The sequence below is a fragment of the Paraburkholderia sp. EG287B genome (genome assembly GCF_040965595.1).
Taxonomy (GTDB): domain Bacteria; phylum Pseudomonadota; class Gammaproteobacteria; order Burkholderiales; family Burkholderiaceae; genus Paraburkholderia.
In genome coordinates, this window is the sequence record NZ_JBFRCG010000002.1 from 438,788 (window position 1) to 463,043 (window position 24,256).

General features: G+C 67.4%; 24 protein-coding genes and 2 tRNA genes. 16 read left to right on the forward strand and 10 right to left on the reverse strand.

What is annotated here, in order from left to right; genetic code table 11:
- Positions 1-7 precede the first annotated feature (7 nt).
- A complete protein-coding gene (locus tag AB4Y40_RS04725; protein ID WP_028206699.1) occupies positions 8-283 on the forward strand; it encodes a hypothetical protein in 276 nt (91 codons plus the stop codon).
- Positions 283-780 (forward strand): N-acetyltransferase family protein, encoded by a 498-nt coding sequence (locus AB4Y40_RS04730; protein WP_368686627.1) that lies wholly within the window; start codon positions 283-285, stop codon positions 778-780. The genes AB4Y40_RS04725 and AB4Y40_RS04730 overlap by 1 nt, the downstream gene beginning before the upstream one ends.
- 80 nt (positions 781-860) lie before the next feature.
- Here AB4Y40_RS04730 and AB4Y40_RS04735 read toward each other — a convergent pair whose 3' ends face one another.
- From AB4Y40_RS04735 to pncB, 5 genes are all read right to left on the reverse strand, one after another.
- Positions 861-2,393 (reverse strand): DNA recombination protein RmuC, encoded by a 1,533-nt coding sequence (locus AB4Y40_RS04735; protein WP_368686628.1) that lies wholly within the window; start codon positions 2,391-2,393, stop codon positions 861-863.
- On the reverse strand, positions 2,390-3,379 hold the full coding sequence (locus AB4Y40_RS04740) for a 2-hydroxyacid dehydrogenase (RefSeq protein ID WP_368686629.1): 990 nt from the start codon (positions 3,377-3,379) through the stop codon (positions 2,390-2,392). The genes AB4Y40_RS04735 and AB4Y40_RS04740 overlap by 4 nt, the downstream gene beginning before the upstream one ends.
- A 105-nt stretch (positions 3,380-3,484) precedes the next feature.
- Positions 3,485-4,921: a sodium:proton antiporter gene (locus tag AB4Y40_RS04745; RefSeq protein ID WP_368686630.1), complete on the reverse strand. Its 1,437-nt coding sequence runs from the start codon at positions 4,919-4,921 to the stop codon at positions 3,485-3,487.
- Positions 4,911-5,573, reverse strand: a complete 663-nt coding sequence (locus AB4Y40_RS04750) for a lactate utilization protein C (RefSeq protein ID WP_368686631.1) — start codon at positions 5,571-5,573, stop codon at positions 4,911-4,913. Before AB4Y40_RS04750 ends, AB4Y40_RS04745 begins: the two co-directional genes overlap by 11 nt.
- Before the next feature lie 85 nt (positions 5,574-5,658).
- A complete protein-coding gene (gene pncB / locus AB4Y40_RS04755) occupies positions 5,659-6,870 on the reverse strand; it encodes a nicotinate phosphoribosyltransferase (RefSeq protein ID WP_368686632.1) in 1,212 nt (403 codons plus the stop codon).
- A 326-nt stretch (positions 6,871-7,196) separates the two neighbouring features.
- Here pncB and fdxA point away from each other — a divergent pair, with 326 nt between their 5' ends.
- The 8 genes from fdxA to AB4Y40_RS04795 all read left to right on the forward strand — a co-directional run bounded on the left by fdxA (position 7,197) and on the right by AB4Y40_RS04795 (position 11,549).
- Positions 7,197-7,520, forward strand: a complete 324-nt coding sequence (gene fdxA / locus AB4Y40_RS04760; RefSeq protein WP_028206706.1) for a ferredoxin FdxA — start codon at positions 7,197-7,199, stop codon at positions 7,518-7,520.
- A 139-nt stretch (positions 7,521-7,659) separates the two neighbouring features.
- Positions 7,660-7,735 (forward strand) — tRNA-Asn (locus AB4Y40_RS04765).
- Between the two features lie 79 nt (positions 7,736-7,814).
- A tRNA-Asn gene (locus tag AB4Y40_RS04770) sits at positions 7,815-7,890 on the forward strand.
- A gap of 108 nt (positions 7,891-7,998) precedes the next feature.
- Complete coding sequence (locus AB4Y40_RS04775; protein WP_342945431.1) at positions 7,999-8,490, forward strand: CreA family protein; 492 nt, start codon at positions 7,999-8,001, stop codon at positions 8,488-8,490.
- A 28-nt stretch (positions 8,491-8,518) separates the two neighbouring features.
- Positions 8,519-9,466 (forward strand): AraC family transcriptional regulator, encoded by a 948-nt coding sequence (locus AB4Y40_RS04780; RefSeq protein ID WP_368686633.1) that lies wholly within the window; start codon positions 8,519-8,521, stop codon positions 9,464-9,466.
- A 138-nt stretch (positions 9,467-9,604) separates the two neighbouring features.
- Positions 9,605-10,333 (forward strand): AzlC family ABC transporter permease, encoded by a 729-nt coding sequence (locus AB4Y40_RS04785; RefSeq protein ID WP_368686727.1) that lies wholly within the window; start codon positions 9,605-9,607, stop codon positions 10,331-10,333.
- The gene (locus AB4Y40_RS04790; RefSeq protein ID WP_368686634.1) at positions 10,330-10,653 is read left to right on the forward strand and encodes an AzlD domain-containing protein; all 324 of its coding nucleotides are present in this window, start codon (positions 10,330-10,332) and stop codon (positions 10,651-10,653) included. The genes AB4Y40_RS04785 and AB4Y40_RS04790 overlap by 4 nt, the downstream gene beginning before the upstream one ends.
- 134 nt (positions 10,654-10,787) lie before the next feature.
- Positions 10,788-11,549, forward strand: coding sequence for a DUF4088 family protein (locus AB4Y40_RS04795; protein WP_254354957.1), 762 nt, complete (start codon positions 10,788-10,790; stop codon positions 11,547-11,549).
- A 46-nt stretch (positions 11,550-11,595) separates the two neighbouring features.
- Here AB4Y40_RS04795 and AB4Y40_RS04800 read toward each other — a convergent pair whose 3' ends face one another.
- Both AB4Y40_RS04800 and AB4Y40_RS04805 read right to left on the reverse strand, forming a co-directional pair.
- Positions 11,596-13,830: an ATP-dependent helicase gene (locus AB4Y40_RS04800; protein WP_083245116.1), complete on the reverse strand. Its 2,235-nt coding sequence runs from the start codon at positions 13,828-13,830 to the stop codon at positions 11,596-11,598.
- A gap of 187 nt (positions 13,831-14,017) precedes the next feature.
- Positions 14,018-14,530 (reverse strand): hypothetical protein, encoded by a 513-nt coding sequence (locus AB4Y40_RS04805; RefSeq protein ID WP_368686635.1) that lies wholly within the window; start codon positions 14,528-14,530, stop codon positions 14,018-14,020.
- Between the two features lie 308 nt (positions 14,531-14,838).
- Here AB4Y40_RS04805 and AB4Y40_RS04810 point away from each other — a divergent pair, with 308 nt between their 5' ends.
- The 5 genes from AB4Y40_RS04810 (at position 14,839) to fumC (ending at position 21,290) form a co-directional block, all read left to right on the forward strand.
- On the forward strand, positions 14,839-15,060 hold the full coding sequence (locus AB4Y40_RS04810; RefSeq protein ID WP_028206712.1) for an RNA-binding S4 domain-containing protein: 222 nt from the start codon (positions 14,839-14,841) through the stop codon (positions 15,058-15,060).
- A gap of 145 nt (positions 15,061-15,205) precedes the next feature.
- Positions 15,206-16,615: an MATE family efflux transporter gene (locus AB4Y40_RS04815; RefSeq protein WP_368686636.1), complete on the forward strand. Its 1,410-nt coding sequence runs from the start codon at positions 15,206-15,208 to the stop codon at positions 16,613-16,615.
- A gap of 216 nt (positions 16,616-16,831) precedes the next feature.
- On the forward strand, positions 16,832-17,794 hold the full coding sequence (locus AB4Y40_RS04820; protein WP_368686637.1) for a bile acid:sodium symporter family protein: 963 nt from the start codon (positions 16,832-16,834) through the stop codon (positions 17,792-17,794).
- Between the two features lie 213 nt (positions 17,795-18,007).
- Positions 18,008-19,642: a phospholipase D family protein gene (locus AB4Y40_RS04825; protein WP_368686728.1), complete on the forward strand. Its 1,635-nt coding sequence runs from the start codon at positions 18,008-18,010 to the stop codon at positions 19,640-19,642.
- A gap of 238 nt (positions 19,643-19,880) precedes the next feature.
- Entirely contained in the window at positions 19,881-21,290 is a 1,410-nt protein-coding gene (gene fumC, locus AB4Y40_RS04830) for a class II fumarate hydratase (protein ID WP_368686638.1), read from the forward strand.
- A 93-nt stretch (positions 21,291-21,383) separates the two neighbouring features.
- Here fumC and AB4Y40_RS04835 read toward each other — a convergent pair whose 3' ends face one another.
- From AB4Y40_RS04835 to AB4Y40_RS04845, 3 genes are all read right to left on the reverse strand, one after another.
- Positions 21,384-21,887, reverse strand: coding sequence for an acyl-CoA thioesterase (locus AB4Y40_RS04835; RefSeq protein WP_069262939.1), 504 nt, complete (start codon positions 21,885-21,887; stop codon positions 21,384-21,386).
- 126 nt (positions 21,888-22,013) lie between these two features.
- On the reverse strand, positions 22,014-23,051 hold the full coding sequence (locus AB4Y40_RS04840) for a GlxA family transcriptional regulator (RefSeq protein ID WP_368686639.1): 1,038 nt from the start codon (positions 23,049-23,051) through the stop codon (positions 22,014-22,016).
- A gap of 102 nt (positions 23,052-23,153) precedes the next feature.
- Positions 23,154-23,303: a hypothetical protein gene (locus tag AB4Y40_RS04845; RefSeq protein WP_342921823.1), complete on the reverse strand. Its 150-nt coding sequence runs from the start codon at positions 23,301-23,303 to the stop codon at positions 23,154-23,156.
- Positions 23,304-23,519: 216 nt separating this feature from the next.
- Here AB4Y40_RS04845 and AB4Y40_RS04850 point away from each other — a divergent pair, with 216 nt between their 5' ends.
- Positions 23,520-24,242 (forward strand): ArsR/SmtB family transcription factor, encoded by a 723-nt coding sequence (locus AB4Y40_RS04850; protein WP_368686640.1) that lies wholly within the window; start codon positions 23,520-23,522, stop codon positions 24,240-24,242.
- The last annotated feature ends 14 nt before the right edge of the window (positions 24,243-24,256 follow it).

A 24,256-nucleotide genomic window follows, 5' to 3' on the forward strand; every position in this document is an offset into this window, starting at 1 on the left:
GACTACTATGAAAAAACAGATCTCGTTCATCGCTGCGGGCCAGACCGCCAAGGCGCTCATCCTCGTGTACCTGACCTTCAGCGTGCCGATCGTGCTGCTCGGCGTGCTCGTGGCGTTCGTGCGCTATGGCGCGGTCGAACTCTCGACCATCTTCAGCGCGCTGCTGCTCAACGCGATCGTCGGCTTCATCCTGCTGTGGATCGCCTGCCACGCCTACAACTGGGTGGCCTCGCGCTTCGGCGGCATCGAGATCCATCTGTCCGACGTGCCCGAGGAAGCGTAATGGCCGCGACGATCCGCGCCGCCACGCCCGCCGACGTCGGCGCGATGCACGCGCTGATGTACGAGCTCGCGGAGTTCGAGAAGCTCACGCATCTGTTCACGGGCACGGCCGACGGCCTCGCCGACGCCCTGTTCGGCACGCGTCCCGCCGCGGAAGCGCTGGTGGCGGAAGACGCCGGCCGCATCGTCGGCTATGCGCTCTTCTTCCACAACTACTCGACGTTCCTGAGCCGCCGCGGCCTTTATCTCGAAGACCTCTACGTGCAGCCGTCGCAGCGCGGCACCGGCCTCGGCACGGCGATGCTGCGCGCGCTCGCGGCGATCGCCGTCGAGCGCGGCTGCGCCCGCTTCGAGTGGACCGTGCTCGACTGGAACACGCCGGCCATCGGCTTCTATGAAAAGCTCGGCGCGACCGTGCTGCCCGACTGGCGCGTCGTGCGCATGACCGGCGATGCGCTCGAAAAGCTCGCCGCGCCCGGCGAAACGATGATCGGGTAAGCCAACGCACCGCACACGCCCGAATGCAAACGGGCCGCCTGGATCATGCGGCCCGTTTGCTTTTGGCGCGCGGGTTGCGCTCACTCGTCGCCGAAGCCCGCTTCGCTTTCTGCGTCGCCATTGCCATTGCGCAGCGCGTCGCCGAGAAGATTCGCGGCGGCCTCGCCCGGCAGCGCCTCGACGTCGCGCAGCTTGCGGTTCATCGCCCGCGTGCGCACCTCCGCCGCCTCGATGGAACGCGTGACCGTTTCGAGCTGCGTCTTGGTACGCGCGAGCACGTCGCCGAACTTGCCGAACTCCGTCTTCACCGCGCCCAGCACCTGCCACACCTCGCTCGAGCGGCGCTCGATCGCGAGCGTGCGGAAACCCATCTGCAGGCTGTTGAGGAGCGCCGTGAGCGTGGTCGGACCCGCCACGCTCACGCGGTAGTCGCGCTGCAGGACGTCGGTCAAGCCCGGGCGGCGCAGGATTTCGGCGTAAAGGCCTTCGGTTGGCAGGAACAGCAGCGCGAAATCGGTCGTGTGCGGCGGCGCGACGTACTTCTCGGCGATGGTGCGCGCCTCCGCGCGGATGCGCAGCTCGAGCGCGCGCCCGGCCTCCTCGATCGCGAGCACGTCCGCGCGCTCCTGCGCATCGATGAGCCGCTCGTAGTCTTCGCGCGGGAATTTGGCGTCGATCGGCAGCCAGACCGGCTCTCCCTGCTCCGCGCCGCCCACGCCGCGTCCGGGCAGGCGAATCGCGAATTCCACGCGCTCCGTGCTCTTCGGCACCGTCGCGACGTTCTTCGCGTACTGGTCGGGCGTAAGCATCTGTTCGAGCAGCGCTTCGAGCTGTACTTCGCCCCAGGTGCCGCGCGTCTTCACGTTGGTGAGCACCTTCTTCAGGTCGCCCACGCCCGCGGCCAGCGTCTGCATCTCGCCAAGCCCGCGATGCACCTGTTCCAGCCGGTCGGAAACGAGCTTGAACGATTCGCCCAGCCGCTGTTCGAGCGTGGCGTGCAGCTTCTCGTCGACCGTGCGGCGCATTTCCTCGAGCTTCGCCGCGTTGTTCGCTTCGATGTCTTTGAGGCGCTGTTCGAGCGTTGCGCGCACTTCGGCGAAGCGGCGGTCGTTGACTTCGGTGAGTTGCCCGAGCTGCTGCGTGAGGAGCGAGCCGAAGTGGCGCAGCGCGGCGCCCTGCTCGTCGCGCGCCTGCTGCGCCTGCTGTTGCAGGCTCTGGCGCACGGCGTCGAGCTGCTGCGTATTGGCCGCCGTGAGTTTGGCGAGCTGCTGGGCGAAGCCGTCGATCTGGCTGTTCTGCACGGTCGCGATGCTGCCGAGCTGCGCCGCCAGCGCCTGCTGCACCTGTGCGAAGCCGCCGCCGAACTCGCTGCGCGAGCTCTGCGCCGTGCGCGCGATCTCGTTGCGCAGCTCGCGCTCGATGCGCTCGGCCGCGCGAGCCTGGGTGTCGGTCGACGCGGCGAGGCGGTCGCTCAGTTGATCGAGCGCGTCGAGCGTGGCCTCGGCGTCGCCATCGCCATGGCCTTGACGCGCACGCAGCAACGCCACGAGCGTCACGACGAATGCGATCGCCAACGCAACGAGCGGCAGCGACATGACGGCGAGCGGACTCATTTACGCGCTTGCCCCAGCACGGCGGGGTTGATCGGATTGGGCGGCTGCCCGGCGCGTGGTCCCTCGCCGAGCGCGGCGATCAGGTTGTCGGCGGCGAGGTTCGCCATGGCGCGGCGCGTGGCTTCGCTCGCACTCGCGATGTGCGGCGTGAGCACGACGTTCTCCACTTCGAGCAACGCCGGATGCACGCGCGGCTCGCCCTCGAACACGTCGAGGCCCGCCGCCCCGATCTGACGCGTGCGCAGCGCGTGCGCGAGCGCCGCGTCGTCGACGATGCCGCCGCGCGCGATGTTGGTGAGCGTGGCGGTGGGTTTCATCAGCGCGAGTTCCGCGGCGCCGATCGTGTGATGGTTCTGCGCCGTGTACGGCAGCACGAGCACGACGTGGTCGGCCTGCCTGAGCAGGTCTTCCTTCGACAGATATTCGGCGTTCAGCTCGCGCTCGATCTCAGGCGCGACGCGCGATCGGTTGTGATACACCACGCGCATGTTGAAGCCGCGCGCACGGCGCGCGAGCGCCTGGCCGATACGGCCCATGCCGATCACGCCGAGCGTGGCGCCATGAATGTCCGAGCCGAGAAACGCGTCGAACGACCACTTGTCCCACTTGCCCGCGCGCAGGAAGTGCTCCGATTCCGTCACGCGGCGCGCAGCCGCCATCATCAGCGCCCAGCCGAAGTCGGCCGTGGTTTCGTTGAGCACGTCGGGCGTGTTGGTGCCGAGCACGTTGGCCGCGTTGAAGGCGGCCATGTCGAAGTTGTTGTAGCCCACGGCCATGTTCGAGACCACGCGCAGGCGCGGCGCGGCGGCGAGCGTTGCGGCGCCGATCGGGTCGCCCGCGGTGAGCGCGCCGTCCTTGTCGGCGAGACGCTGGTGCAGCGCCTCGGGCGAAAGCGCCTCGCCGTTGTTCCAGTCCACGTTGAAATACTGCTTGAGCCGGTCGATCACGTCGGGAAAGATCGGGCGCGCCACGAGAATCTTTTGCATCGTTGCTCTCCACACTTCAGTCGATGTCCGTCATTGTTGCGCGTGACGGGGCGCTCCGGGAAGTCTCGCGCGCTTTTCGCCGAGCGGCTCGCAAGCCGCCTGCGGCTAGACGAAAAAGAGCCAGGTGGCCGCGAGAAAGACCGGCGCGAGCAGCACGCCCGACCAGCCAAGATAGCCGAAGAAGCCTGGCATGCGCACGCCGCGCGACTGCGCGATCGCCTTCACCATGAAGTTCGGCGCGTTGCCGATATAGGTGAGCGCGCCCATCCACACCGCGCCCGCCGAGATCGCCGCGAGCGTTTTCGCGCCGCCCGACATGAGCGCGTTGGCGTCGCCGCCCGCGAGATTGAAGAACACGAGGTAGGTGGGCGCGTTGTCGAGAAACGACGAGAGGAGCCCCGTCGCCCAGAAGTACAGCGCCTCGTTGGGGCGGCCCGGTGCGTCGTTCACGAACTGGATCAGCGCGGCGAATGCGCCCGCCTCGCCCGCGCGCAGCATCGCGATGACCGGCGTGATCGTCACGAAAATGCCCGCGAACAGCTTGGCCACCTCGACGATCGGCGCCCACTCGAAGCCGTTGTCGGCGCGCGCCGCTTTCGACGTGAATGCGAGCGAAATGAATGCGAGCGCAACGAGTCCCGCATCGCGCACGAGATTCTGCAACTGCAGGTGCGCGCCCGCGACCTCGAAAACGATACCGGGACGCCACACGCCGCTCATCAGCACGAGCGCGACGAGCACTGCGAGCAGCACGAAATTTGCCTTGCCGCCGATGGAGAGCGCGTCGGTGTCCGGCGTCGGGTCGAGCGCAGCGGCGCGCGCTTCCCCGGCGCGGCGGAAGTACCAGCTATCGAGCGCGTAGAACACCGCGAGCAGCACGCCGCACACGAACAGCATCGGCAGCGCGAGATGCTGCGCAGTCCAGAAGAATCCCACGCCGTTGAGAAAGCCGAGGAACAGCGGCGGATCGCCGAGCGGCGTGAGCAGGCCGCCCGCGTTCGCGACGAGAAAGATGAAGAACACGACCACGTGCACGTTGTGCCGGCGGTTGTCGTTCGCGCGCAGGAGCGGGCGGATCAGCAGCATCGCCGCGCCCGTCGTGCCCATCACGCTCGCGAGCACGGTGCCGAGCGCGAGGATCGCCGTGTTCATGCGCGGCGATCCGTGCAGATTCCCGTAGACGCAGATGCCGCCCGCAATCGTATAGAGCGCGCCGAGCAACACGATGAAGGGCAGATATTCGTCGACGACGGCGTGCACGAACAGCGGATACGTCACGCCGACACCATGCGTGGCCGCGAACGGCAGCAGGAACGCGAGCGCCCAGGCCGCCGAAATCTTGCCGAAGTGGCGATGCCAGAACGCGGCCGCGAACATCGGGAAAAACGCGATCGACAGCAGCATGCCGGCGAACGGCAGCGCCCACGCGGCGCCGAGCGATGCGCCGTCGAAGGCCGCCGCGTGGGCGTTCGTGCTGAAGAGTGTCAGCGCGGCGAAGCGCGTCAGCGCGCAAGCGCTCGAAGAAGTGCCCTTACACGCCATGCACGACGATCACATGCACGCGATACGGCCCGTGTGCGCCAAGGATGATGGTCTGCTCGATGTCGCCGGTGCGCGAAGGCCCCGAAACGAAGTTGACCGCGCGCGGCAGCTCGCCGCGTTCGGCGCGCATCAGCGCGAAGGCGTCCTCGTGGCCCGCGACGATGCGCGAAGCGGGCACGACGGCGATGTGCGTTTCGGGCAGCAGCGCGCCCGAGGCCCACGTCTGCGGGCTCGATAGCAGGACCAGCGTGCCGGTCTCGGCCGTGGCGCAGAAGCAGCCCGTGAGGCCGACGAGATCGCGATCTTCGGGCTTGCGGTATTGCACGGCGAGTCCCGCGCCGGCCCAGTCGAACGTGTCGAGCGTCTGCCACGCGACGGCCTGCATGGGCAGGCTACGCTCGGCGAGATAGCGTTGCGCGGCAGCGGGCACGTCGGCGAGCTGCTGGACTTCGTCGACGGTGCTCGACATCTTGCGCGCCTCGCCAACGAAGCGCGCGACGAGATCGCCTTCGAGCGGCGGGCGCGGACCCTCCGGATGAAGCGCGAGGTACTCGGCCACGGCTTGCCGCTCGTGCGCCGCGGGCGTGGCCTCGCGTCCCTGCGCCGCGCGAATGCGCGCGAGTATGCTGCGGCGGGCGGCCGTCGTGTCCATGAACGTCCTCGTCAGATGAAGAAAGGCGACGCGCCGATTATACCGGGGCGTCGCCTGCGATCTGCGGGTCAAGCGTGCGCGTTGTTCAAGACGCCTGGTTGCCCCCGCACTCTTCCTCCACGGGCTGCTCGATGCCGAACACCTGGCGCAGATAGGCGAGATACGCCTTGTCGTCGCACATGTTCTTGCCCGGCGAATCGGAGAGCTTGGCGACGGGCTGCCCGTTGCAGCGGACCATCTTGATGACGATCTGCAACGGCTGATAGCCCAGGTCGTTGGTGAGGTTCGTGCCCACGCCGAACGCGAGGCGGCAGCGGTCGCCGAAACGCTCGTACAGGCGCAGCACCTTGGGAATGTCGAGCGCGTCCGAGAAGATCATCGTCTTCGTGCGCGGATCGCAGCGGTTGTCCTCGTAGTGCTTGAGCAGGCGCTCGCCCCACTCGAACGGATCGCCCGAGTCGTGCCGCGCGCCGTCGAAGAGCTTGCAGAAGTACATGTCGAAGTCGCGCAGAAAGGCCTGCATGCCGTAGACGTCCGAGAGCGCGATGCCGAGGTCGCCGCGGTATTCCTTCGCCCACATCTCGAAGCCGAAGATCTGCGAGTCGCGCAGACGCGGCCCGAGCGCCTGGCACGCCTGCAGGTACTCGTGCGCCATCGTGCCGAGCGGCGTGAGGTTGTGCTTCATCGCGTAGTAGACGTTGCTCGTGCCCGTGAACTGCTCGCCGAGATCGTCCTTGAGCGTGAGGATCACCTCCTCGTGCCAGCGCTTCGAGAAGCGGCGGCGCGTGCCGTAGTCGGCGATCTTGCAGTCGGCGAATTCGGGCTTCGCGCCGAGCAGCTCGATCTTGTGGCGCAGGCGCTCGCGCCCCTCCTCGTACTGCGGATGATGCTGCGTGTTGCGGAAGTACACCTCGTTGACGATGGCGAGCACCGGGATCTCGAAGAGGATCGTGTGCAGCCACGGCCCCTTGATCGCGATGTCGATCTCGCCATTGGCCTTGGGCGACGGCGTGACTGAGATGTACTTTTCGTTGAGGTGAAAGAGCGCGAGAAAGTCGATGAAGTCGCTCTTGATGAAGCGCATCTTGCGCAGGTACTCGAGCTCGGTCTCGGCGAAGCGCAGCCTGCACAGCTTCTGGATCTCGCTGCGGATCTCGTCCACGTAGGGCACGAGATCGACGTTCGGCGTGCGGCAGCGGAAACGGTATTCCACATTGGCCGCGGGGAAATGATGCAGCACCACCTGCATCATGGTGAATTTGTAGAGATCGGTATCGAGCAGCGAAGTAATGATCATGATGGGCCAGCCGGACTGCAATCGGATAGCGCCCGCGAAGCGGGATCCGGACACGCTGCCGGGCAGATGCCCCTCAGCGGTTCCGGGCGGCAGGCGCCAGCGGTGCGTCCATGTTACCCGAATGCCTGCGCGCGCCGCGTGCCCGCCGGCACGGCCCCTCGCGCACAAGGGGTAAAACGTTGCGGATCACCCCGGCATATAAACTAATCACGAAACGATCTAAGGACCGTTGCGGGCCTGTGGTTGGGGTAATTCCTCATCAGTTACAATAGCGCTTTTGGCGAACCGCCATCCCCCGATACAAAAAGCTTGCAGGAGCTGCCTGAATGACTCACGTTGTGACCGAGAGCTGCATCAAGTGCCGCTATACCGACTGCGTCGATGTGTGCCCGGTGGACTGCTTTCGCGAAGGTCCCAACTTCCTCGCGATCGACCCGGACGAGTGCATCGACTGCGCCGTGTGCGTTGCCGAGTGCCCGGTGAACGCCATCTACGCAGAGGAAGACGTGCCTGGCGACCAGCAATCGTTCATCGAGCTGAACGCCGACCTCGCGAAGGGCTGGCCGAGCATCACCAAGACCAAGGCCCCGCTGCCGGAAGCCGACGAATTCAAGGACGTGAAGGACAAGCTCGCGCTGCTTGCACGCTAATCGCTTGTTCGGGGTGTCTCCCCGTCGCCGTCGCTTATGTGGACGGTCCCTCGCGCAGCGGATTGCCCTAAACAGATCGCGACAGGGTATTGACAGGCCCAGCCAGACCCCATAGAATCTCGTTCTCTGCTTTTGTTGATCCCCGATAGCTCAGTCGGTAGAGCGCCGGACTGTTAATCCGTAGGTCCCTGGTTCGAGCCCAGGTCGGGGAGCCAAGATTCGCAAAAGCCCGTTGGCGTTCACAACGCAAAACGGGCTTTTTTATGACGTAAAGTGTTGTCGCTGTACTGCTGGTCCCCGATAGCTCAGTCGGTAGAGCGCCGGACTGTTAATCCGTAGGTCCCTGGTTCGAGCCCAGGTCGGGGAGCCAAAATATCGAGGGGTTGCGTGGTTGCACGCAACCCCTTTTTCTTTTGCTGCGCGCGTGGCGCACGCTACCCTCCCCGATAATGTCGCTTCGTCATCTTCGGGAATCCGCATGAAATCCACCCGCCTCTGCGCTTGCCTCGCGCGCCCGCTGCTCGCCTGCGCGAGCCTCGTCGCCTGCGCCGCCGCCCACGCCGAACAGATCGGCAGTGTGAACACCAACTTCCGCGTGACCGGCTCGGACAAGGTCGTCGTCGAGGCCTACGACGATCCGCAGGTGCCAGGCGTGACCTGCTACGTCTCCCGCGCACGCACGGGCGGCGTGAAGGGCACGCTCGGCATTGCGGAAGATCCGACCGAGGCATCGATCGCGTGCCGGCAGGTCGGGCCGATCTCCTTCGCAGGTCCGCTCAAACAGCAAGACGACGTCTTCAACGAGCGCATGTCGTTCCTCTTCAAGACGCTGCACGTCGTGCGCGTGGTCGACGCGAAGCGCAACGCGCTCGTGTATCTGACCTACAGCGACCGCGTGGTGAGCGGCAGCGCCAAGAACAGCGTCACGGCCGTGCCGGTGCCCGCGGGCACGACGATTCCGCTGCGCTAAACTGGGGATCCGTGCAGGATCCTTCACCATGACCGGTTCCCGTTTTCGAGACTCCGCCCGCTACTGGCGCACGCCGCTTCTGCCCGGCGCGGATCTCGTCACGGCCGAATACAACCAACATACGTTCGCGCCGCACTGGCACGAGGCCTACACGATCCCCGTGATCGAGGGCGGCGCGGAATGCTTTCGCTATCGCGGCACGCAGCATGTCGCCGCGACGGGCAGCGTGCCGGTGATCAATCCGGGGGAGCTGCATACGGGTTCACGCGCCGTCGAAGAAGGCTGGAGCTATCGGGTGATGTACGTGCCGATCGACTTCCTGCATGAGCTCGCCGGCGAAATCGCCGGGCGCACACAGCCGCTGCCGTGGTTCGACGCCGAGGTGATCCACGATCTCGATCTCGCGCACCGGCTCTCGCGCGCCCACCGGCTGCTGGAAGCCGACGCCGACTGGCGGCGCGCCACGGCCACCCCGGAATCGGGCACGAGCGCCAGCCCGGCTGGCGTGGCGGCACTTCCCGCGCCTTCCGGTGCACCGCATTGCGCCCCCGCTTCGGCGCAGTGTGCCGACCTCCTCGCCGTGGAAAGCTCGCTGCTCGACGCCCTCTCGACGCTGCTCACGCGCTACGGCCGCACGCGCGAGGCGGCGCTCAGGCACGGTCCGAACGATCCGCGCGTCGAAACGATGAAGGCGCTCCTCGCCGCCGATCTCGCCACGCCGCTGCGCGTGGCCGATCTCGCCCAGGCGGTCGGCCTCTCGCCGTTTCACGCCACCCGGCTCTTCACGCAGGCCACCGGACTGCCGCCGCACGCCTGGCGCACCCAGCTGCGCCTGCAACGCGCCCTCGCTCCGCTGCGCGAAGGCGCCACGGTCGCCGACGTCGCCGCGGCGAGCGGTTTCACCGACCAGAGCCATTTCACGCGGCACTTTCGGCGCATGTTCGGCGTGCCGCCGGGACGCTGGCAGTCGTCCTGAACGCGCCAGCCCGCGTTCCGCCGCAAGAACGTACAAGCCACGCGTAAGGCGGCCCGCTATGCTGTCCCCATGTATCAGGAGGACAGTTTGACCACGCATCCCAACCGCCTTGCCGAATTCATCGCCGGCGCGCGCGACATGATCCCCATGATGATCGGCGCCGCGCCCTTCGGCGTGATCTTCGGCACGCTCGTCACCTCGGGCCCGCTTTCGCTCTGGCACGGCCAGTTCATGTCGCTCGCCGTGTTCGCCGGCTCCGCGCAGTTCATCGCGCTCGGGCTGATCGCCTCGCACGCGAGCTTCGCGGTGATTCTCGCCACCACGTTCATCGTGAACCTGCGGCACGTGCTCTACAGCGCGACGCTCGCGCCCTATGTCTCGCACCTGCCGCTGCGCTGGCGCCTCGTGCTCGGCGGCCTGCTCACCGACGAGGTCTTTGCCGTCGCGTGGGCGCATTTCCGCCGCCATGCGCCCGGCGACGATGTCTCGCCGTGGCATTTCTTTGGCTCGGGCGTGTCGATGTACCTGAACTGGCAACTCTGGACCGCGGCCGGCCTGCTGTTTGGCGCGGCGTTCCCGGGTCTGCAGTCGCTCGGCCTCGACTTCGCGATGGTCGCGACCTTCATCGCCATCGTCGTGCCGCAGCTGGTGGCCTTGCGCTACCTCGCCGCCGCCGCGACTGCGGGCGCGCTCGCCTTTTTCTGGCAGGGCTGGCCGTACAAGCTCGGGCTGCTCGGCGCCGTGCTCGCGGGCGTGGTCGTGGGTGTCGTGCTCTCACGTCGAGGTTCGTCGCGCGGCGCCCGCGCCGGCAGCGAGTCCTCCCGCAAGTCCCCCAACGTCCAACGCACCGCAGGAGCCGGACAATGAACTACGTCGTCCTGATTCTCGGCATGGCCCTCATCACCCTGGTCATTCGCACTGCAGTGTTCGTGCTCGGCGACCGGCTGGTATTCCCGCCGCTCGTGCGCACCGCGCTCGGCTTCGTGCCCGTCACCGTGCTCACGGCGATCATCGTGCCGATGGCGGTCTCGCCCCACGGTCAGGGCGCCGAGCTGACCTGGCGCAACCCGCAGCTCGTCGGCGCGCTCGCGGCGATCGCCGTCAGCGCGCTCACGAAGCGCCCGCTCCTCACCATCGCGATCGGGCTCGGCGTGTTCTTCCTCTGGCAAGGCGTTGTCCTGCGCTAGAGGCAAGCGTCGTCCCTTACGCTCAAGTTTCACCCCGGAGCGCCGTTAAACCCGTCAGGGCCTGCTCTGGCAGGCCACTGCTCGAACGGCGAGAGCACGCGAGAAGCGACAAGGATTACACCGGGGCAACCACAATGGGGCATATCACCCTTAACCTGAAGGACGAAACGCTTGCGTCGCTGCGCAAGGATTTCGACGCGTTCCTGCGCGTCTCGCTCAAACTCGACCCGCAATTCGCCACGCCGGAATTCGAGGACTACCTGCGCGCGAAGCTGCTCGACAACATGACGCCGCTCACGGAGCACGCCGTCCAGCGGCTCCTGCAAGGCGGCCAGTACGCGTGGGCCAAGCGCACGCTCGACAAGGAATTCCCCGAGGTCGTCTCGATCCTGATGCGTCAGGCAGGCGAATTCGGTTTCGGCTTCGCGTCGCGGCCCGAGTGGACGCCCGACGAACTCTCGAAGCAGTGCCGCGACTGGGCGGCGGCCATCGTGAGCGAAGCCCAGGGCGACGACACGCTGGTCGATCCGCTGGCGGCACAGATCAAGTCGGGCGTGCAGGACATCCAGGCCCTCGAAGAGTCGATGCAGACGCCCGCGTGGCGCCTCACCGAGTCGTTGCGTCAGCGTGTGTACGAAGCGAAGATCGGCTGTGAACAGGCGAGCGGCAGTGCGGCGCGCGAGCGTCTGGGCGAGCTGCGCGGGCTGCTGAGGCTCGGCGTGACGCATGGCGTGTTCCAGAAGCAGGAAGCGCAACAGATCATGGAGTATCTGCGCCTGCTCAAGCCCGAGATTTTCGTCGAGGAGCCCGACGATGTGTTCACGCGCCTCGCCGCGTGGATGCGCAACTTCTTCATGCCGCCGCAGCGCAGCACGGCACGCGAGCAGCGGCGCTAAGCGCTGGCGCGCGCGCCTGAAAACGGCGCGCGCCCCGCTTTCCCCCTCAATCCCACATCTTCCTGAGCTTCGCGGCGATCTCGACCTTCGCCTGCGCGGCTGCGGCGAGTCCGGCCGCGCTCGGCGCGCTCGCCACGGGCGCGGGCGGCCATGCGCGGGATTCGAACAGCGGCAGCATGGGCGTCGCGATGAAGCGCGTGCGCGAGGCCCACACGTGCCGGTCGCCCGACGCCACCTGGTTGTGCACATAAAAGCGCTGCGGCACGACGATGTGCAGATCCTCCTTCGCGCGCGTCATCGCCACATAGAGCAGCCGCCGCTCCTCCTCCAGTTCCTCGTCGCTGCCCGCGCCGAGATCGGACGGAATGCAGCCGTCCACGCCGTTGAGCACGAACACGTTGCGCCACTCCTGACCTTTCGCCGAATGGATCGTCGAAAGGATCAGATAGTCTTCGTCGAGCAGCGGATCGGCGGATTCGGCGCTCGTCGCGTCGGGCGGATCGAGCGTGAGTTCGGTGAGAAAGCGCTCGCGCGAGGCGTAGGTGCTCGCAATGCTCTCCATCTGCAGCAAGTCGGCGAGACGCACCTGGGCGTCTTCGTGGTTGCGCTCGAGATGCGGCTCGTACCAGCGCCGCACGCGCTCGAACTCGGCCGGCCACGGCGTCGAGCGCATCGAGAGGCCGTCGATGAGCGACGCAAACGCCGGCCAGTCCTCGGCCGCGCGCGGCGGCGGCGCGAAAGCCGCGAGCGCCTCGGCGGCGCGATACGCGCCCGTGCACGCTGACACCTGGTCGAGCAGGCGCGCGGCGTTGGCGGGCCCGACGCCCGGCAGCAACTGCGTAACGCGAAACCCGGCTACACGGTCGAGCGGATTCTCGGCCCAGCGCAGCACCGCCAGCACGTCTTTCACGTGCGCGGCGTCGAGAAAACGCAGTCCGCCGAACTTCACGAACGGGATATTGCGTCGCGCCAGTTCGATTTCGAGCGTCGCGCTGTGGTGCGCCGCGCGAAACAGCACGGCCTGTTGCTTGAGCTTCATGCCCGCTTCACGCGCCTCGAGAATCTGCTCGACGACGTAGCGCGCCTGGGTGGCCTCGTCGGCCACGGTGACGAGGCGCGGGCGCTGCTGCGAGGGGCGTTCGGTCCACAGGTTCTTGGTGAAGCGCTCGGCGGCGGCGTCGATCACGGCGTTCGAGGCGGCGAGGATCGGCGCCGTCGAACGGTAGTTGCGCTCGAGCGTCACCTGACGCGCGGGCGGGTCGAACTGCGCCGGGAAGTCGAGAATGTTGCGCACGGTCGCGCCGCGAAACGAATAGATCGCCTGGGCATCGTCGCCGACCACGGTGAGGCCGCGGCCATCGGGCTTGAGCGCGAGCAGGATCGAAGCCTGCAGGCGATTGGTGTCTTGGTATTCGTCGACGAGGATGTGATCGAAGCGCCCCGCGAGATCGGCGGCGATGGCCGGCTCCGCGGCCATGTGCGCCCAGTAGAGCAGCAGGTCGTCGTAGTCGAGGACGTTCTGCTTCTGCTTGGCGTCCACGTACGAGGCGAACAGCGCACGTAGCTGCGGCTCCCACTCGAGGCACCACGAGAACGAACGGTTGAGTACATTGGCGAGCGAGTCGCCCGTATTGACCGCGCGCGAATAGATCGCGAGGCAAGTCGATTTCGAGGGGAAGCGCTTTTCTTTGGCCGAGAAACCCAGCTCGTGGCGCACCAGATTCATAAGATCCGCGGAATCCTCGCGGTCGTTGATCGTGAACGCCGGCGACAGGCCGATGTGATCCGCGTACTCGCGCAACAACCGCGCGCCCACGCCGTGAAAGGTGCCCGCCCAACTGAGCCCTTGCGCGAGCACGGCGGCCGCGCCTGGGGCGCTGGCAGCGATGCGCGCCACGCGCCGCGTCATTTCCTGCGCGGCGCGCCGCGAGAACGTGAGCAGCAGGATGCGGTGCGGGTCGGCGCCACCCGCGATCAGATGCGCGACGCGGTGCGCGAGCGTATTCGTCTTGCCCGACCCGGCGCCCGCGATCACGAGCAGCGGGCCCGGCAGCGCGGAACCGGGCGCGTAGCCCGCTTCGCCGCCGTGTTCGACGGCCTCGCGCTGCGCATCGTTGAGTTTCGCGAGCCACGCGCCAACGGCATTGGCTGCTTCGGCGCGCGCCTGGCTGGCATCGGAGACGGAGGAATCGGCAACGGAAACGGTGGACACGGCGGGCGCTGGGACGATGAACGTGGCGAATCGGGAAGGAGCGACGCATACTGTATATCCATACACCATGCGTCCGCAAGCGCCTGATTCCACGGCGATCTGGCGGGATTTAACGACAACGCCACGGCGCGTTTCGCCGCCGACCTCCGGGAGTCACCAAACGAAACGGCGGCGCCCGTTGTCGGACGCCGCCGCTTACAAGCCTGGCAAAGCCTGCGCCCCAGAGGGCGCAGGCGCCATCGGCATCAGCCGCTCGTCACTGCGACTGGCCGCCCTGCTGCTGGGCCGACATGCCGTTCATCTGGTCCTTCATTTCCGAGTCGTTGGCCTGACGGTCGGCCTTGTGGTTGATCTTCGCGTCCTTCACCTGCGCCTTGTACTGCGACTTCGCCTGCTTCTTCGCGTCGCCGTACTCGGCGTTCGCCGACTTCTTCGCGCTGCGGTATTCGGCGTTCGCCGCCGCGTTCGCGTTGCGCTTTTGCACCAGCGGGTCGGCGGACTGCGGTGCGGTCACGCCCTGCGGCGCGGGAGCGGGCTGCGCGATGCCCGCGGCCGCCGGCGCCTGGCTCGGCGCCTGGCCGGTCATCTGGCCCGGGGCGGCGCCGGGCGCCATGGCCGGTGCGCCGGAAGGCGCCATCGTTGGGGCTTCGCCGGCCTGGGTCGCGCCCTGAGTCGCGTTTTGGGCATACGCGCCCTGCGCGAACACGGCGGCAGTGGTCACGGTGGCAAAAGCGGCGGTAGCAGTGAGCAGCTTGGCGATCTGGGTCATGGCGTATCCTCTTTGCAGTGGTTCCGAAGGCGCTTTTGCAGCGGGCAAGTCCGCCACATCCGCACCCCCGCTCGATGGAGCCGCGCAGGAAAGACCTGGGCGGCGCTGTCGATCCGGGTGAAACCATTTTGGTATGAAGATCGCCGTGAGGTCCCGCGACGTTACTCAACGTTTCATTTACTGACGAATTCATAACATCTGGCCCCCGGATGTGACGAATTCGGTGACAGACGCTGTGGCAGGCTGCCATCGCTTATGATGCTCACCCTTCGCGCGCTAGCCGCACGCCTTTCGAATCTGAATCCGCCATGCCCAACCTCGATTTCACGCTGACCGGCGACTACGTCGAACTGCACAACCTCCTGAAGATCACCGGACTCGCCGACAGCGGCGGCTCGGCCAAGCAGATCGTCGCCTCGGGCGCGGTGAAGGTGGACGGCGAAGTCGAGCTGCGCAAGACGTGCAAGATCCGCGCGGGCCAGGCCGTGCTGCTCGGCGACACGCGCATTGCCATCAAGGCGAGCGAGTGAGCCCCGCCGAAACTTGTCCGCAGGCGCCGGCTATGCACCAGATTTGAGCATCTGGATCGACAAGGTCGCTGTCTCGCAATAAGCTTTCAGTTTTGACAGACGAACCCTGCCACGCGGCGCGCTTATCTCGCGCCGCTTGTTTTTCATGACTCGAACCACGCTTTCCCGCCGCGCCGTTGCCGCACCGCCCACACTGCGCCGCCATGCCGCCGATACCGCCCGCCTCGCCGGGCCGCTCGCGATCGCCCAGCTCTCGCAGATGGCGATGAGCGTGACCGACACGGTGCTGCTCGGCTCGCTCGGCGCCGACGCGCTCGCCGCGGGCGGCCTCGGCGCCAACCTGTTCTTCGTGGTGGTGACCGTGCTGCAGGGCGTGCTGACCTCGGTGAGCGTGAGCGTGGCGCAGGCGCGTGGCGCCGACAACGAAAGCCACGTGCCGCACATCTACTGGACCGGTTTCGCGCTGTCCCTGCTGCTCTCGGTGCCGGCGTTCGCGCTGCTCTCGTTTGCCGAGCCGATCCTGCGCGCCCTCGGGGAGCCGACACTGCTCGCGCATCACATCGGCGAATACACGGCCGTCCTGCGCTGGGGCGCGCCCGCCAGCCTCATCGGCGTGGGGCTCATGCGCTCGTTCCTGCCCGCCATCGGCGCGGCGCGGCGCCTGCTGTGGGTGTCGGTTGCGTGCGTGTTCATCAACGGTTTTCTCAACTTCGGCCTGATCCACGGTGCGTGGGGCCTGCCGCGCCTCGGCTTTCTCGGCTCGGCGGTGGCGACGACGATCACCGTGTGGCTCACCGCGTTCGTGCTGATGGCGCTGCTGCACCTGCGACCTTCGCACCAGCGTTTCGTCGTCGCGCGCCGGCCCACTGCGCCGCTGATGGGCGAACTCTTCACAATCGGCTGGCCGGTTGCGATCACCTATGCGGTCGAAGCGACGCTCTTTCTCGCCACCGGCCTGCTCGCGGGCCTGCTCGGCGAGACGCCGCTCGCGGCGCACCAGATCGCCCTGAACGTGGCCTCCGTCACGTTCATGGTGCCGCTCGCGATCGGCCAGGCGGCCAACGTGCGCGTGGGTTACTGGTCCGGCGCGGGCGTGCCGCGCGCGGCGCGCCATGCGGGCTTCGTCGCACTCGGGCTCGGCGTCGGCTTCATGTCGCTCTCGGCGCTCGTGATGGTGCTGGCGCCGCACTGGATCGTCGGGCTCTACCTGCATCTCGACGACCCGGCCAATGCGCACACCGTTTCGCTCGCCGCCACGCTGCTCGGCGTCGCGGCCATCTTCCAGATCGTCGACGGCGCACAGACCGTGGGTTCGGGCTGCCTGCGCGGCCTCAAGGACACGCGCGTGCCGATGCTCGCGGCCACGCTCGGCTACTGGGGCATCGGCTTTCCGCTCGGCTACGCGCTCGCGTTTCACTTCGGCCTCGGTGCGCTCGGGCTCTGGTGGGGCCTGGCGGCCGGGCTGACCACCGTCGCCGTGCTCATGACGTGGCGCTTTCACCGCATGAGCCGGCGCTCGCCGGCTCATGCCGCCACGGCGAGCCGTGCGGCCTGAAGCGCAGCCTGAAGCGTTTACTTAACCGGCCGGGCCGCACCGGCTCGACCGGTTAAAATACGCGCCTGGCGCCGCGAGCGGCGTCCGTCCCACGAGGGCAAGAACCGTGCGCTGCATGGGACTGGAGACAGCCGCGCCCCGCGAGCGCCGCCGGCCACCCCGGCACCGCTTGCCGTGCGCCAACGCATAACGAACCCACTCACGGACCACCCCTTCATGCTTGCCCCGATTACCCGACTCTTCCCGCTCTGGGCCGTCCTCGTTTCCCTGCTCGCCTACTTCGATCCGGGCCTCGTCGCGCCGATCGCGCCGCACGTCACGACGCTCCTGATGATCATCATGCTGTCGATGGGCGTCACGCTCTCGTTCGCCGACTTCCAGCGCGTCTTCACGCGGCCCGCGCCGGTCGCCGCGGGCATCTTCCTGCACTACCTCGTCATGCCGCTGGCCGCCTGGGCAATCGCCAAAGTGCTGCACATGCCGCCCGATCTCACCGCGGGCATGGTGCTCGTGGGCAGCGTGGCGAGCGGCACGGCATCGAACGTGATGATCTATCTCGCGCGCGGCGACGTCGCGCTTTCGGTGACGATCAGCGCGCTCTCCACCCTCGTCGGCGTCTTCGCGACGCCGCTCCTGACGCGCCTTTACGTCGATGCCTCGATCGTCGTCGACGTGCGCGGCATGCTCATGAGCATCCTGCAGATCGTCGGCCTGCCGATCGCCATCGGCCTCGTCGTGAACCGCCTCGCGGGCTCGCTCGTGCGCCGCGTCGAGCCGGTGCTGCCGCTCGTCTCCATGGTGTCGATCCTCGCGATCATCGCCGCCGTGGTGGGCGGCACGCATGCGAGCATCGCCACGGTCGGTCCGCTCGTCGCGCTCGGGGTGGTGCTGCACAACGGCATCGGCCTGCTCGGCGGCTACTGGGGCGGCCGCCTGCTCGGCTTCGACGAATCGGTGTGCCGCACGCTGGCCATCGAAGTGGGCATGCAGAACTCGGGCCTCGCCGCGACGCTCGGCAAACTCTACTTCTCGCCGCTCGCCGCCCTGCCGGGCGCGCTCTTCTCGGTGTGGCACAACCTCTCGGGCTCGGTGCTCGCCGGCTACTGGGCCGGCAAGGCGGCGCGCGGCAGCACGCGCGATGCGCAAGGCGCTGCGAACGCGTCGACCGAGCGCGTTTGAACAACCGCGGACATTTCCGGCCGCGCTCAAACCTCAGATGCTTGCGGCCCGGAAATTGCAAACGCAGCGTGTCCGCCGCCGCAAGCCAGGTGGGCCGCTTCCCGTAGAATCTTCGTGAAGCCGTGCAATGAAAACGAACCATCACGCGGCGCGCCGCCATGGAGAATCCGTTTGCCCGCGCATCCCGCCCGATCCGAAGCCGTTACGCAACCCATGACCTTGCGGCGCGAGCCACTGCAGGCCCCATTCCGAGCCTGCTTCGCGCTCGTTTGCCTCGCGCTGGTCGCCGGTTGCGCGACGCGGCCGCCCGCCACGGACTACCCGCGCGAGACGAGCGTGGCGCTGCCGGCACAGCAAGCCAGCGCCACGCCGCTCGGCGCCGCACTCGCCGCCCCCGTTGCGGCTCACCCCGACGAATCGGGCTTTCGCCTGCTCGCCACCGGCACCGACTCGCTGCAGATGCGCGTCGCACTCGGGCGCGCGGCGACGAAGACGCTCGACATGCAGTACTACATGGCCAACGAGGACACCACCGGCAAGCTGCTGCTCGGCTCGGCGCTCTATGCGGCCGATCGCGGCGTACGCGTGCGCATGCTGGTCGACGACCTGAACTTTCACGACATCGACCGCCTGATGGCCGCGCTCAACAGCCATCCGAACATTCAGATCCGCGTGTTCAACCCGTACGGCAGCACGAGCGAGTCGATGTACCTGCGCACGCGCAACTTCTTCACGAACGTCGACCAGTTCACGCGCCGCATGCACAACAAGGCGACGATCGTCGACAACGAAGTGGCGATCGTCGGCGGCCGCAATCTCGGCGACGAGTACTTCAACGCGAGCCCGACGATCGACTTCCGCGACCTCGACGTGCTCACGGCGGGCCCGGCCGCGCAAAGCGTCTCGGCAAGCTTCGACGAGTACTGGAACAGCTCGATCTCCTACCCCTTGCGCGTGCTCAATCATCAGGAGTTCGACGCACACAATCTGGACGCCGCCCGCGACGACCTGCGCAAGCATTGGCGCGAAAGCGCCGAACCCTACAACGCCAAGCCGCTCAACGCCACGCCGCTCGCGCAGCAGATCGCGGGCAACACGCTCGGGCTCGTCTGGGCGAAATGGGCGTTCGTGGCCGACTCGCCCGGCAAGATCGCGGGCACCGAAAAAGGCGAGTTGGGCGACGCCATGCGCGCGCTGCTCGAGCGCATCCATCATGCGCACAGCAGCGTGCTGGTGTTCTCGCCGTACTTCGTACCGCACGACGCGGGCGTGCAGGCCATCCGCGCGCTCACCTCGCGCGGCGTGCGCGTCGCGATCCTCACCAATTCGCTCGCCGCCACCGACGCCGTGGCGGTGCAGGCCGGCTACAGCCCCTACCGCGTGCCGCTGCTCGAGGCCGGCACCGAGCTCTATGAGTTCAAGCCGCAGCAGGGCGAGCACGATGACGAGCAGCGCTTCGGCGTGGTCGGTTCGCGCTCGCGCGCGAGCCTGCACGCCAAGGCCTACGTGATCGACGACAGCACGCTCGTGATCGGCTCGCTCAATCTCGATCCGCGCTCGGCGCGCCTGAACACCGAGCTTGCGCTCACCGTCGAGAGTCCGACGATCGCGCATGAAGTCGCCGACCTGTTCAAGCGCGCGATCTCGCCGCAGGTGAGCTACCGCGTGACGCTCGCGACGCCCGCGCAACTGGCGCTGCTCAAAGGCACGACGGTCAACTCGGCGCTCGTCTGGACCGACGAGGAGAACGGCATGATCCGCACCTACAACCTCGACCCAGGTGCGGGTTTCTACAGAAATGTCCTAACCGGGCTATTCTTGCTGTTGCCGGTCGATAGCCAGCTTTGAAGCGGCTTTGCGCGCACGTCGCTATCGGGCGCGCAAAACGTAGAACGCTTGACTTACGTCGTACCGTCCGCCGTCGAGCCAGCCGCGAAGCCGCTTGCGTCACCTTTGTCACGCGAGACGCGCAGCGCCGCCGCAGCCCAGCCACCACGCGGATCCGAACCCGCCACAAGAGCGGCGCTCTCCTGCGCAGCGCAAGCCGCGCGAGCCGAAGGCGCCGCCTCAATCACCGGAGTATCAAATGACCGCAAGCAACGAAAACGTCCGCATGGAGCGGGACACGTTCGGCGAGATCGCCGTGCCCGCCCAGCAGCTTTGGGGCGCGCAGACGCAGCGATCGCTGCAGAACTTCCGTATCTCCACCGAAAAGCAGTCGCCGGAACTGATCACCGCGCTCGCGACGATCAAGCGCGCCGCGGCCGAAGTGAATCTCTCGCTGGGCGTGCTCGACGAGACCAGGGCGCACGCGATCATGCAGGCCGCCGACGAGATCATCGCGGGCAAGCATCCGGGCGAATTCCCGCTCGCGGTCTGGCAAACGGGCTCCGGCACGCAAACCAACATGAACCTCAACGAGGTGATTGCGAACCGCGCGAGCGAGATTCTGGGCGGCGAGCGCGGCGAGGCGCGCAAGGTGCATCCGAACGACGACGTCAACCGCGGCCAGTCGTCCAACGACGTGTTCCCGACCGCGATGCACGTGGCCGCCGCCTACGGCATCGTGAAGCATCTGCTGCCGGCGCTCAAGACGCTGCGCGATACGCTCGATGCGAAGGCGAAGGCCTTTGCCGACATCGTGAAGATCGGCCGCACGCACCTGCAGGACGCGACGCCGCTGACGCTCGGCCAGGAGTTTTCGGGCTACGTCGCGCAGCTCGATCACGGCATCAGGCACGTGGAATCGTCATTGCCGCATCTCTACGAACTCGCGCAGGGCGGCACGGCCGTGGGTACGGGCCTGAACGCGCATCCGCAGTTCGCGCACAAGGTGGCGGAAAGCATCGCGAAACTCACGGGCGTGCCCTTCGTCACCGCGCCCAACAAGTTCGAGGTGATGGCCGCCGCCGATGCGCTCGTGTTCGCGCACGGCGCGCTCAAGACCGTGGCGGCGAGCCTCATGAAGATCGCCAACGACATTCGCTGGCTCGCGAGCGGTCCGCGCTGCGGCCTGGGCGAGCTGTCGATTCCCGAGAACGAGCCGGGCAGCTCGATCATGCCGGGCAAGGTGAACCCTACGCAGTCGGAAGCCGTGACAATGCTCTGCTGCCAGGTGTTCGGCAACGACGTCGCCGTAAACATGGGAGGCGCGAGCGGCAACTTCGAGCTGAACGTGTTCCGCCCGATGATCGCGCACAACGTGCTGCAGTCCATCCGCATGCTCGCCGACGGCGCGCTCAGCTTCAACGATCACTGCGCGGTGGGGATCGAGCCGAACCGCTCGCGCATCGACACGCTGCTCAACGAATCGCTCATGCTCGTGACGGCGCTCAATCCGCACATCGGCTACGACAAGGCCGCGCAGATCGCCAAGAAGGCGCACAAGGAAGGCACCACGCTCAAGGCCGCCGCGCTCGCGCTGGGACACGTGAGCGAGCAGCAGTTCGACGAGTGGGTGAAGCCCGGCGAGATGGTGGGCAACGCGAAGCAATAGGCTTGATTTGCAGGGCTGAAATGCAAAACGGGCGGCGTGGTTCAAACCCTCGCCGCCCATTTTTTCATGCTGCCGCAACAGCGTGCCCGCGTATCAAACCTGTCCTTTCGCGACTTCCTCGGGCTTGAGTTCGACGATCGCGTCGAGCGCTTCCTTCACGTCGAGCGCGTACTTCGCGAGGCGCTTCTGCTCGTCCGTTTCCGGCACGTAGGTCGGCACGGGAATCGGATTGCCGTTTTCGTCGACGGCCACGAACACGATCAGGCAGTCCGTGGTGAGGCGCAGCTGGCCGCTCTTCGGATCGCCGGCGTGCACGGTGATGTGAATATGCATCGACGTGCGGCCCGTGGCGACCACGCGCGCGCGCAACTCGACCATGTTGCCGACGAGAATCGGCCGGCGAAAGCGGATATTGCCCACGCTCACCGTCACGCAATAGCGGCCGGACCAGACCGCGGCGCACGCATAGGCCGTCTCGTCGATCCACTTCATCAGCGCACCGCCGTGCACTTTGCCGCCGAAGTTCACCGAAGTCGGCTCGGCGAGGAACCGGAACGTCGTTTCCGAACGGTCCAGCGGCTGGGTAGGCGTCTTCATCTCGGCTTGGCTCATGGCGAAAAGCCGCGTACGGCGGCTCGTATGGTGGGGTAAGGAGGCGTCGATTATACGAGCGCAATAAGACAGACGGTCGCAGCCATTTGCGAAACGCCATCCGCGATGTTTTTAGTTGGCCGCGAATCGCGCCCGGTAATCGAGCGGCAGCACGCCGTAAGACCTTTCGAACGCGCGCCGCAGATTCTGTTCGGTGCCGAAACCGCAGTCGGCCGCAATGCGCTTGAGCGGCCGACGCGACTGCACGAGCGCGTGCGCGGCGGCCTCCACGCGCATCGCCGCGACCGTGCGCGCCGGCGTGCGCCCCACCGCATCGACATAGCGGCGCGCGAACGTGCGCGGGCTCATGCGCGCTTCTTCGGCGAGGCGCTCGACGCTGAGCTCGCCGTGCAGGTTAGCGGCCATCCAGCCGTGCAGCGCGTCGAACTCCGCGCCTGCGCCGGCCTGGGCCGCGAGCGCCGCGCTGAACTGCGACTGGCCGCCGGGCCGCTTCATGAAGACGACGAGGCGGCGCGCCGCCTGAATCGCGACCGCATGGCCGCAGTCCTCCTCGATCAGTGCGAGCGCGAGATCGATGCCCGCCGTGACGCCCGCCGACGTCCACACCACGCTGCCATCGCGCTCGTCGCGGATGAAGATCGGCTCGGGGTCGACTTCGACGCGGGGAAAGCGGCGCGCGAGCTGGGCGGCGTTGCGCCAGTGCGTGGCCGCGCGGCGGCCGTCGAGCAGGCCCGCCGCGGCGAGATAAAACGCGCCCGTGCAGACCGACGCGATGCGGCGCGCGCGCGGCGCAGCCGCCGCGATCCAGGCGACGAGTTCGGGTTGCAGCGCGGTGCTGTCGTCCGCTGTGTCGTAGATAGGGATGCCGGGCACAATCAGCGTGTCGATCGTGGCGGGGTCGAGCGTGTCGAGCCGCTCGGTGACGATGGGCATGCCTGCGAAGGTGGGCAGCACGCCGCCGGCGACCGAGGCGAGCGTCGTGCGGTAGGCGCAGGACTCGCCGCCGCTTGTGCCGCTCGCGGCGCGCATCGCCAGCTCGGCGCGCCAGAACGCCTCGACGGGGCCGCACGCGTCGAGCAGCACGAGTTCGGGCGCGACGGCAAACACGACATGGCGTGCGGCGGCATGGGACGGCGGTTGAAACGGCATGGCGGCGGACTCGGTGCTGACGATGTGTCCGCATCATCGCACGCGCGCGTTTGGCAGTCAGGTCAAAGCAACATCAAATACTGCCAGATGAAGCGTGGCCGCTCACTTGTGGAACGTGATGCCCTCGTCGATCGTGCCGTACATCGTGATGCCGCTCGCGCCGCTCGACGATGGCGGCGCGGAACCGCCTGCACAGGCGGCGCACAAGGCGGCGAGCGCCGCGGCGGCAAAAAGAGCCAGAAAGCGTTTCATAAAAGGCCGGGCCAATTGCGTGAAGAAACAATTTTAGCGCGGGGCTCCTGCGCGCCGCAGTACGGACCGTCGCAGGCAATGCTTCGGCCCCGTCGCGGGGCTATCCAACGCCTGCAATCGATACTTCAGCGTAGACTGAAACGTCGAATGCGCAATTTCGCTAGAGTAACGATGTGGGCGGCGTCAGCCGCCATCGCAACCCACGAAGGAGCCGCCATGAACCTTCCCGCCACCGACGAATCGAGCCACTTCCCGGGCCTCGCACGCGTTGCCGCACTGCTCGCCGATCCTGGCCGCGCCGCCATGCTGTGGGCGCTGATGGACGGCAGCGCGCGGCCCGCGGGCGAGCTCACGATGATTGCGGGCCTGTCGCCTTCGGCGGCGAGCGGCCACCTCGCGCGCCTGACCGACGGCGGGCTCCTCGCGCTCGACGTGCGCGGCCGCCACCGCTACTACCGCATCGCCAACCCCGAGATCGCCGCGGCGATCGAGGCGCTCATGAACGTCGCGCAGGTGTCCAACGCCGTCACCTCGCAGCGCCCCGCGCCGCGCCGCGCGCGTACGGTGCCGCTCGAGATGCGCCATGCGCGCACCTGCTACGACCACATGGCCGGCGAAGTGGCCGTGCAGGTGTTCGAACGCCTCGTGGACGGCGGCCTGCTGGTGCGCGACGGCGACACGCTCGAAGCCACGCCCGCGGGCGCGGCGCGTCTCGCGGCCTGGGGCGTGGACGTGGCGGCGTTGCGCACGCGGCGGCGCCGTTTCGCCTGCACCTGCCTCGACTGGAGCGAGCGCAGGCCGCACCTGGGCGGCGCACTCGGCGCGGCGTTGCTCGATTCGTGGACGCAGGGCGGCTGGGTCGAGCGCACGAGCAGCCCGCGCGTGTTGCGCATCACGTCCAGGGGACAGCGCGAGTTCGACGCGATCGCTGACGCCTGAACGCCGCGTGTGCG

Excerpts from the sequence above, each read along its gene's own strand:
- AB4Y40_RS04725 (WP_028206699.1), top strand. The coding sequence starts at position 8 with ATGAAAAAACAGATCTCGTTCATCGCTGCGGGCCAGACCGCCAAGGCG.
- AB4Y40_RS04730 (WP_368686627.1), top strand. The coding sequence starts at position 283 with ATGGCCGCGACGATCCGCGCCGCCACGCCCGCCGACGTCGGCGCGATG.
- AB4Y40_RS04735 (WP_368686628.1), bottom strand. The coding sequence starts at position 2,393 with ATGAGTCCGCTCGCCGTCATGTCGCTGCCGCTCGTTGCGTTGGCGATC.
- AB4Y40_RS04740 (WP_368686629.1), bottom strand. The coding sequence starts at position 3,379 with ATGCAAAAGATTCTCGTGGCGCGCCCGATCTTTCCCGACGTGATCGAC.
- AB4Y40_RS04745 (WP_368686630.1), bottom strand. The coding sequence starts at position 4,921 with ATGGCGTGTAAGGGCACTTCTTCGAGCGCTTGCGCGCTGACGCGCTTC.
- AB4Y40_RS04750 (WP_368686631.1), bottom strand. The coding sequence starts at position 5,573 with ATGGACACGACGGCCGCCCGCCGCAGCATACTCGCGCGCATTCGCGCG.
- pncB (WP_368686632.1), bottom strand. The coding sequence starts at position 6,870 with ATGATCATTACTTCGCTGCTCGATACCGATCTCTACAAATTCACCATG.
- fdxA (WP_028206706.1), top strand. The coding sequence starts at position 7,197 with ATGACTCACGTTGTGACCGAGAGCTGCATCAAGTGCCGCTATACCGAC.
- AB4Y40_RS04775 (WP_342945431.1), top strand. The coding sequence starts at position 7,999 with ATGAAATCCACCCGCCTCTGCGCTTGCCTCGCGCGCCCGCTGCTCGCC.
- AB4Y40_RS04780 (WP_368686633.1), top strand. The coding sequence starts at position 8,519 with ATGACCGGTTCCCGTTTTCGAGACTCCGCCCGCTACTGGCGCACGCCG.
- AB4Y40_RS04785 (WP_368686727.1), top strand. The coding sequence starts at position 9,605 with ATGATCCCCATGATGATCGGCGCCGCGCCCTTCGGCGTGATCTTCGGC.
- AB4Y40_RS04790 (WP_368686634.1), top strand. The coding sequence starts at position 10,330 with ATGAACTACGTCGTCCTGATTCTCGGCATGGCCCTCATCACCCTGGTC.
- AB4Y40_RS04795 (WP_254354957.1), top strand. The coding sequence starts at position 10,788 with ATGGGGCATATCACCCTTAACCTGAAGGACGAAACGCTTGCGTCGCTG.
- AB4Y40_RS04800 (WP_083245116.1), bottom strand. The coding sequence starts at position 13,830 with ATGGTGTATGGATATACAGTATGCGTCGCTCCTTCCCGATTCGCCACG.
- AB4Y40_RS04805 (WP_368686635.1), bottom strand. The coding sequence starts at position 14,530 with ATGACCCAGATCGCCAAGCTGCTCACTGCTACCGCCGCTTTTGCCACC.
- AB4Y40_RS04810 (WP_028206712.1), top strand. The coding sequence starts at position 14,839 with ATGCCCAACCTCGATTTCACGCTGACCGGCGACTACGTCGAACTGCAC.
- AB4Y40_RS04815 (WP_368686636.1), top strand. The coding sequence starts at position 15,206 with ATGACTCGAACCACGCTTTCCCGCCGCGCCGTTGCCGCACCGCCCACA.
- AB4Y40_RS04820 (WP_368686637.1), top strand. The coding sequence starts at position 16,832 with ATGCTTGCCCCGATTACCCGACTCTTCCCGCTCTGGGCCGTCCTCGTT.
- AB4Y40_RS04825 (WP_368686728.1), top strand. The coding sequence starts at position 18,008 with ATGACCTTGCGGCGCGAGCCACTGCAGGCCCCATTCCGAGCCTGCTTC.
- fumC (WP_368686638.1), top strand. The coding sequence starts at position 19,881 with ATGACCGCAAGCAACGAAAACGTCCGCATGGAGCGGGACACGTTCGGC.
- AB4Y40_RS04835 (WP_069262939.1), bottom strand. The coding sequence starts at position 21,887 with ATGAAGACGCCTACCCAGCCGCTGGACCGTTCGGAAACGACGTTCCGG.
- AB4Y40_RS04840 (WP_368686639.1), bottom strand. The coding sequence starts at position 23,051 with ATGCCGTTTCAACCGCCGTCCCATGCCGCCGCACGCCATGTCGTGTTT.
- AB4Y40_RS04845 (WP_342921823.1), bottom strand. The coding sequence starts at position 23,303 with ATGAAACGCTTTCTGGCTCTTTTTGCCGCCGCGGCGCTCGCCGCCTTG.
- AB4Y40_RS04850 (WP_368686640.1), top strand. The coding sequence starts at position 23,520 with ATGAACCTTCCCGCCACCGACGAATCGAGCCACTTCCCGGGCCTCGCA.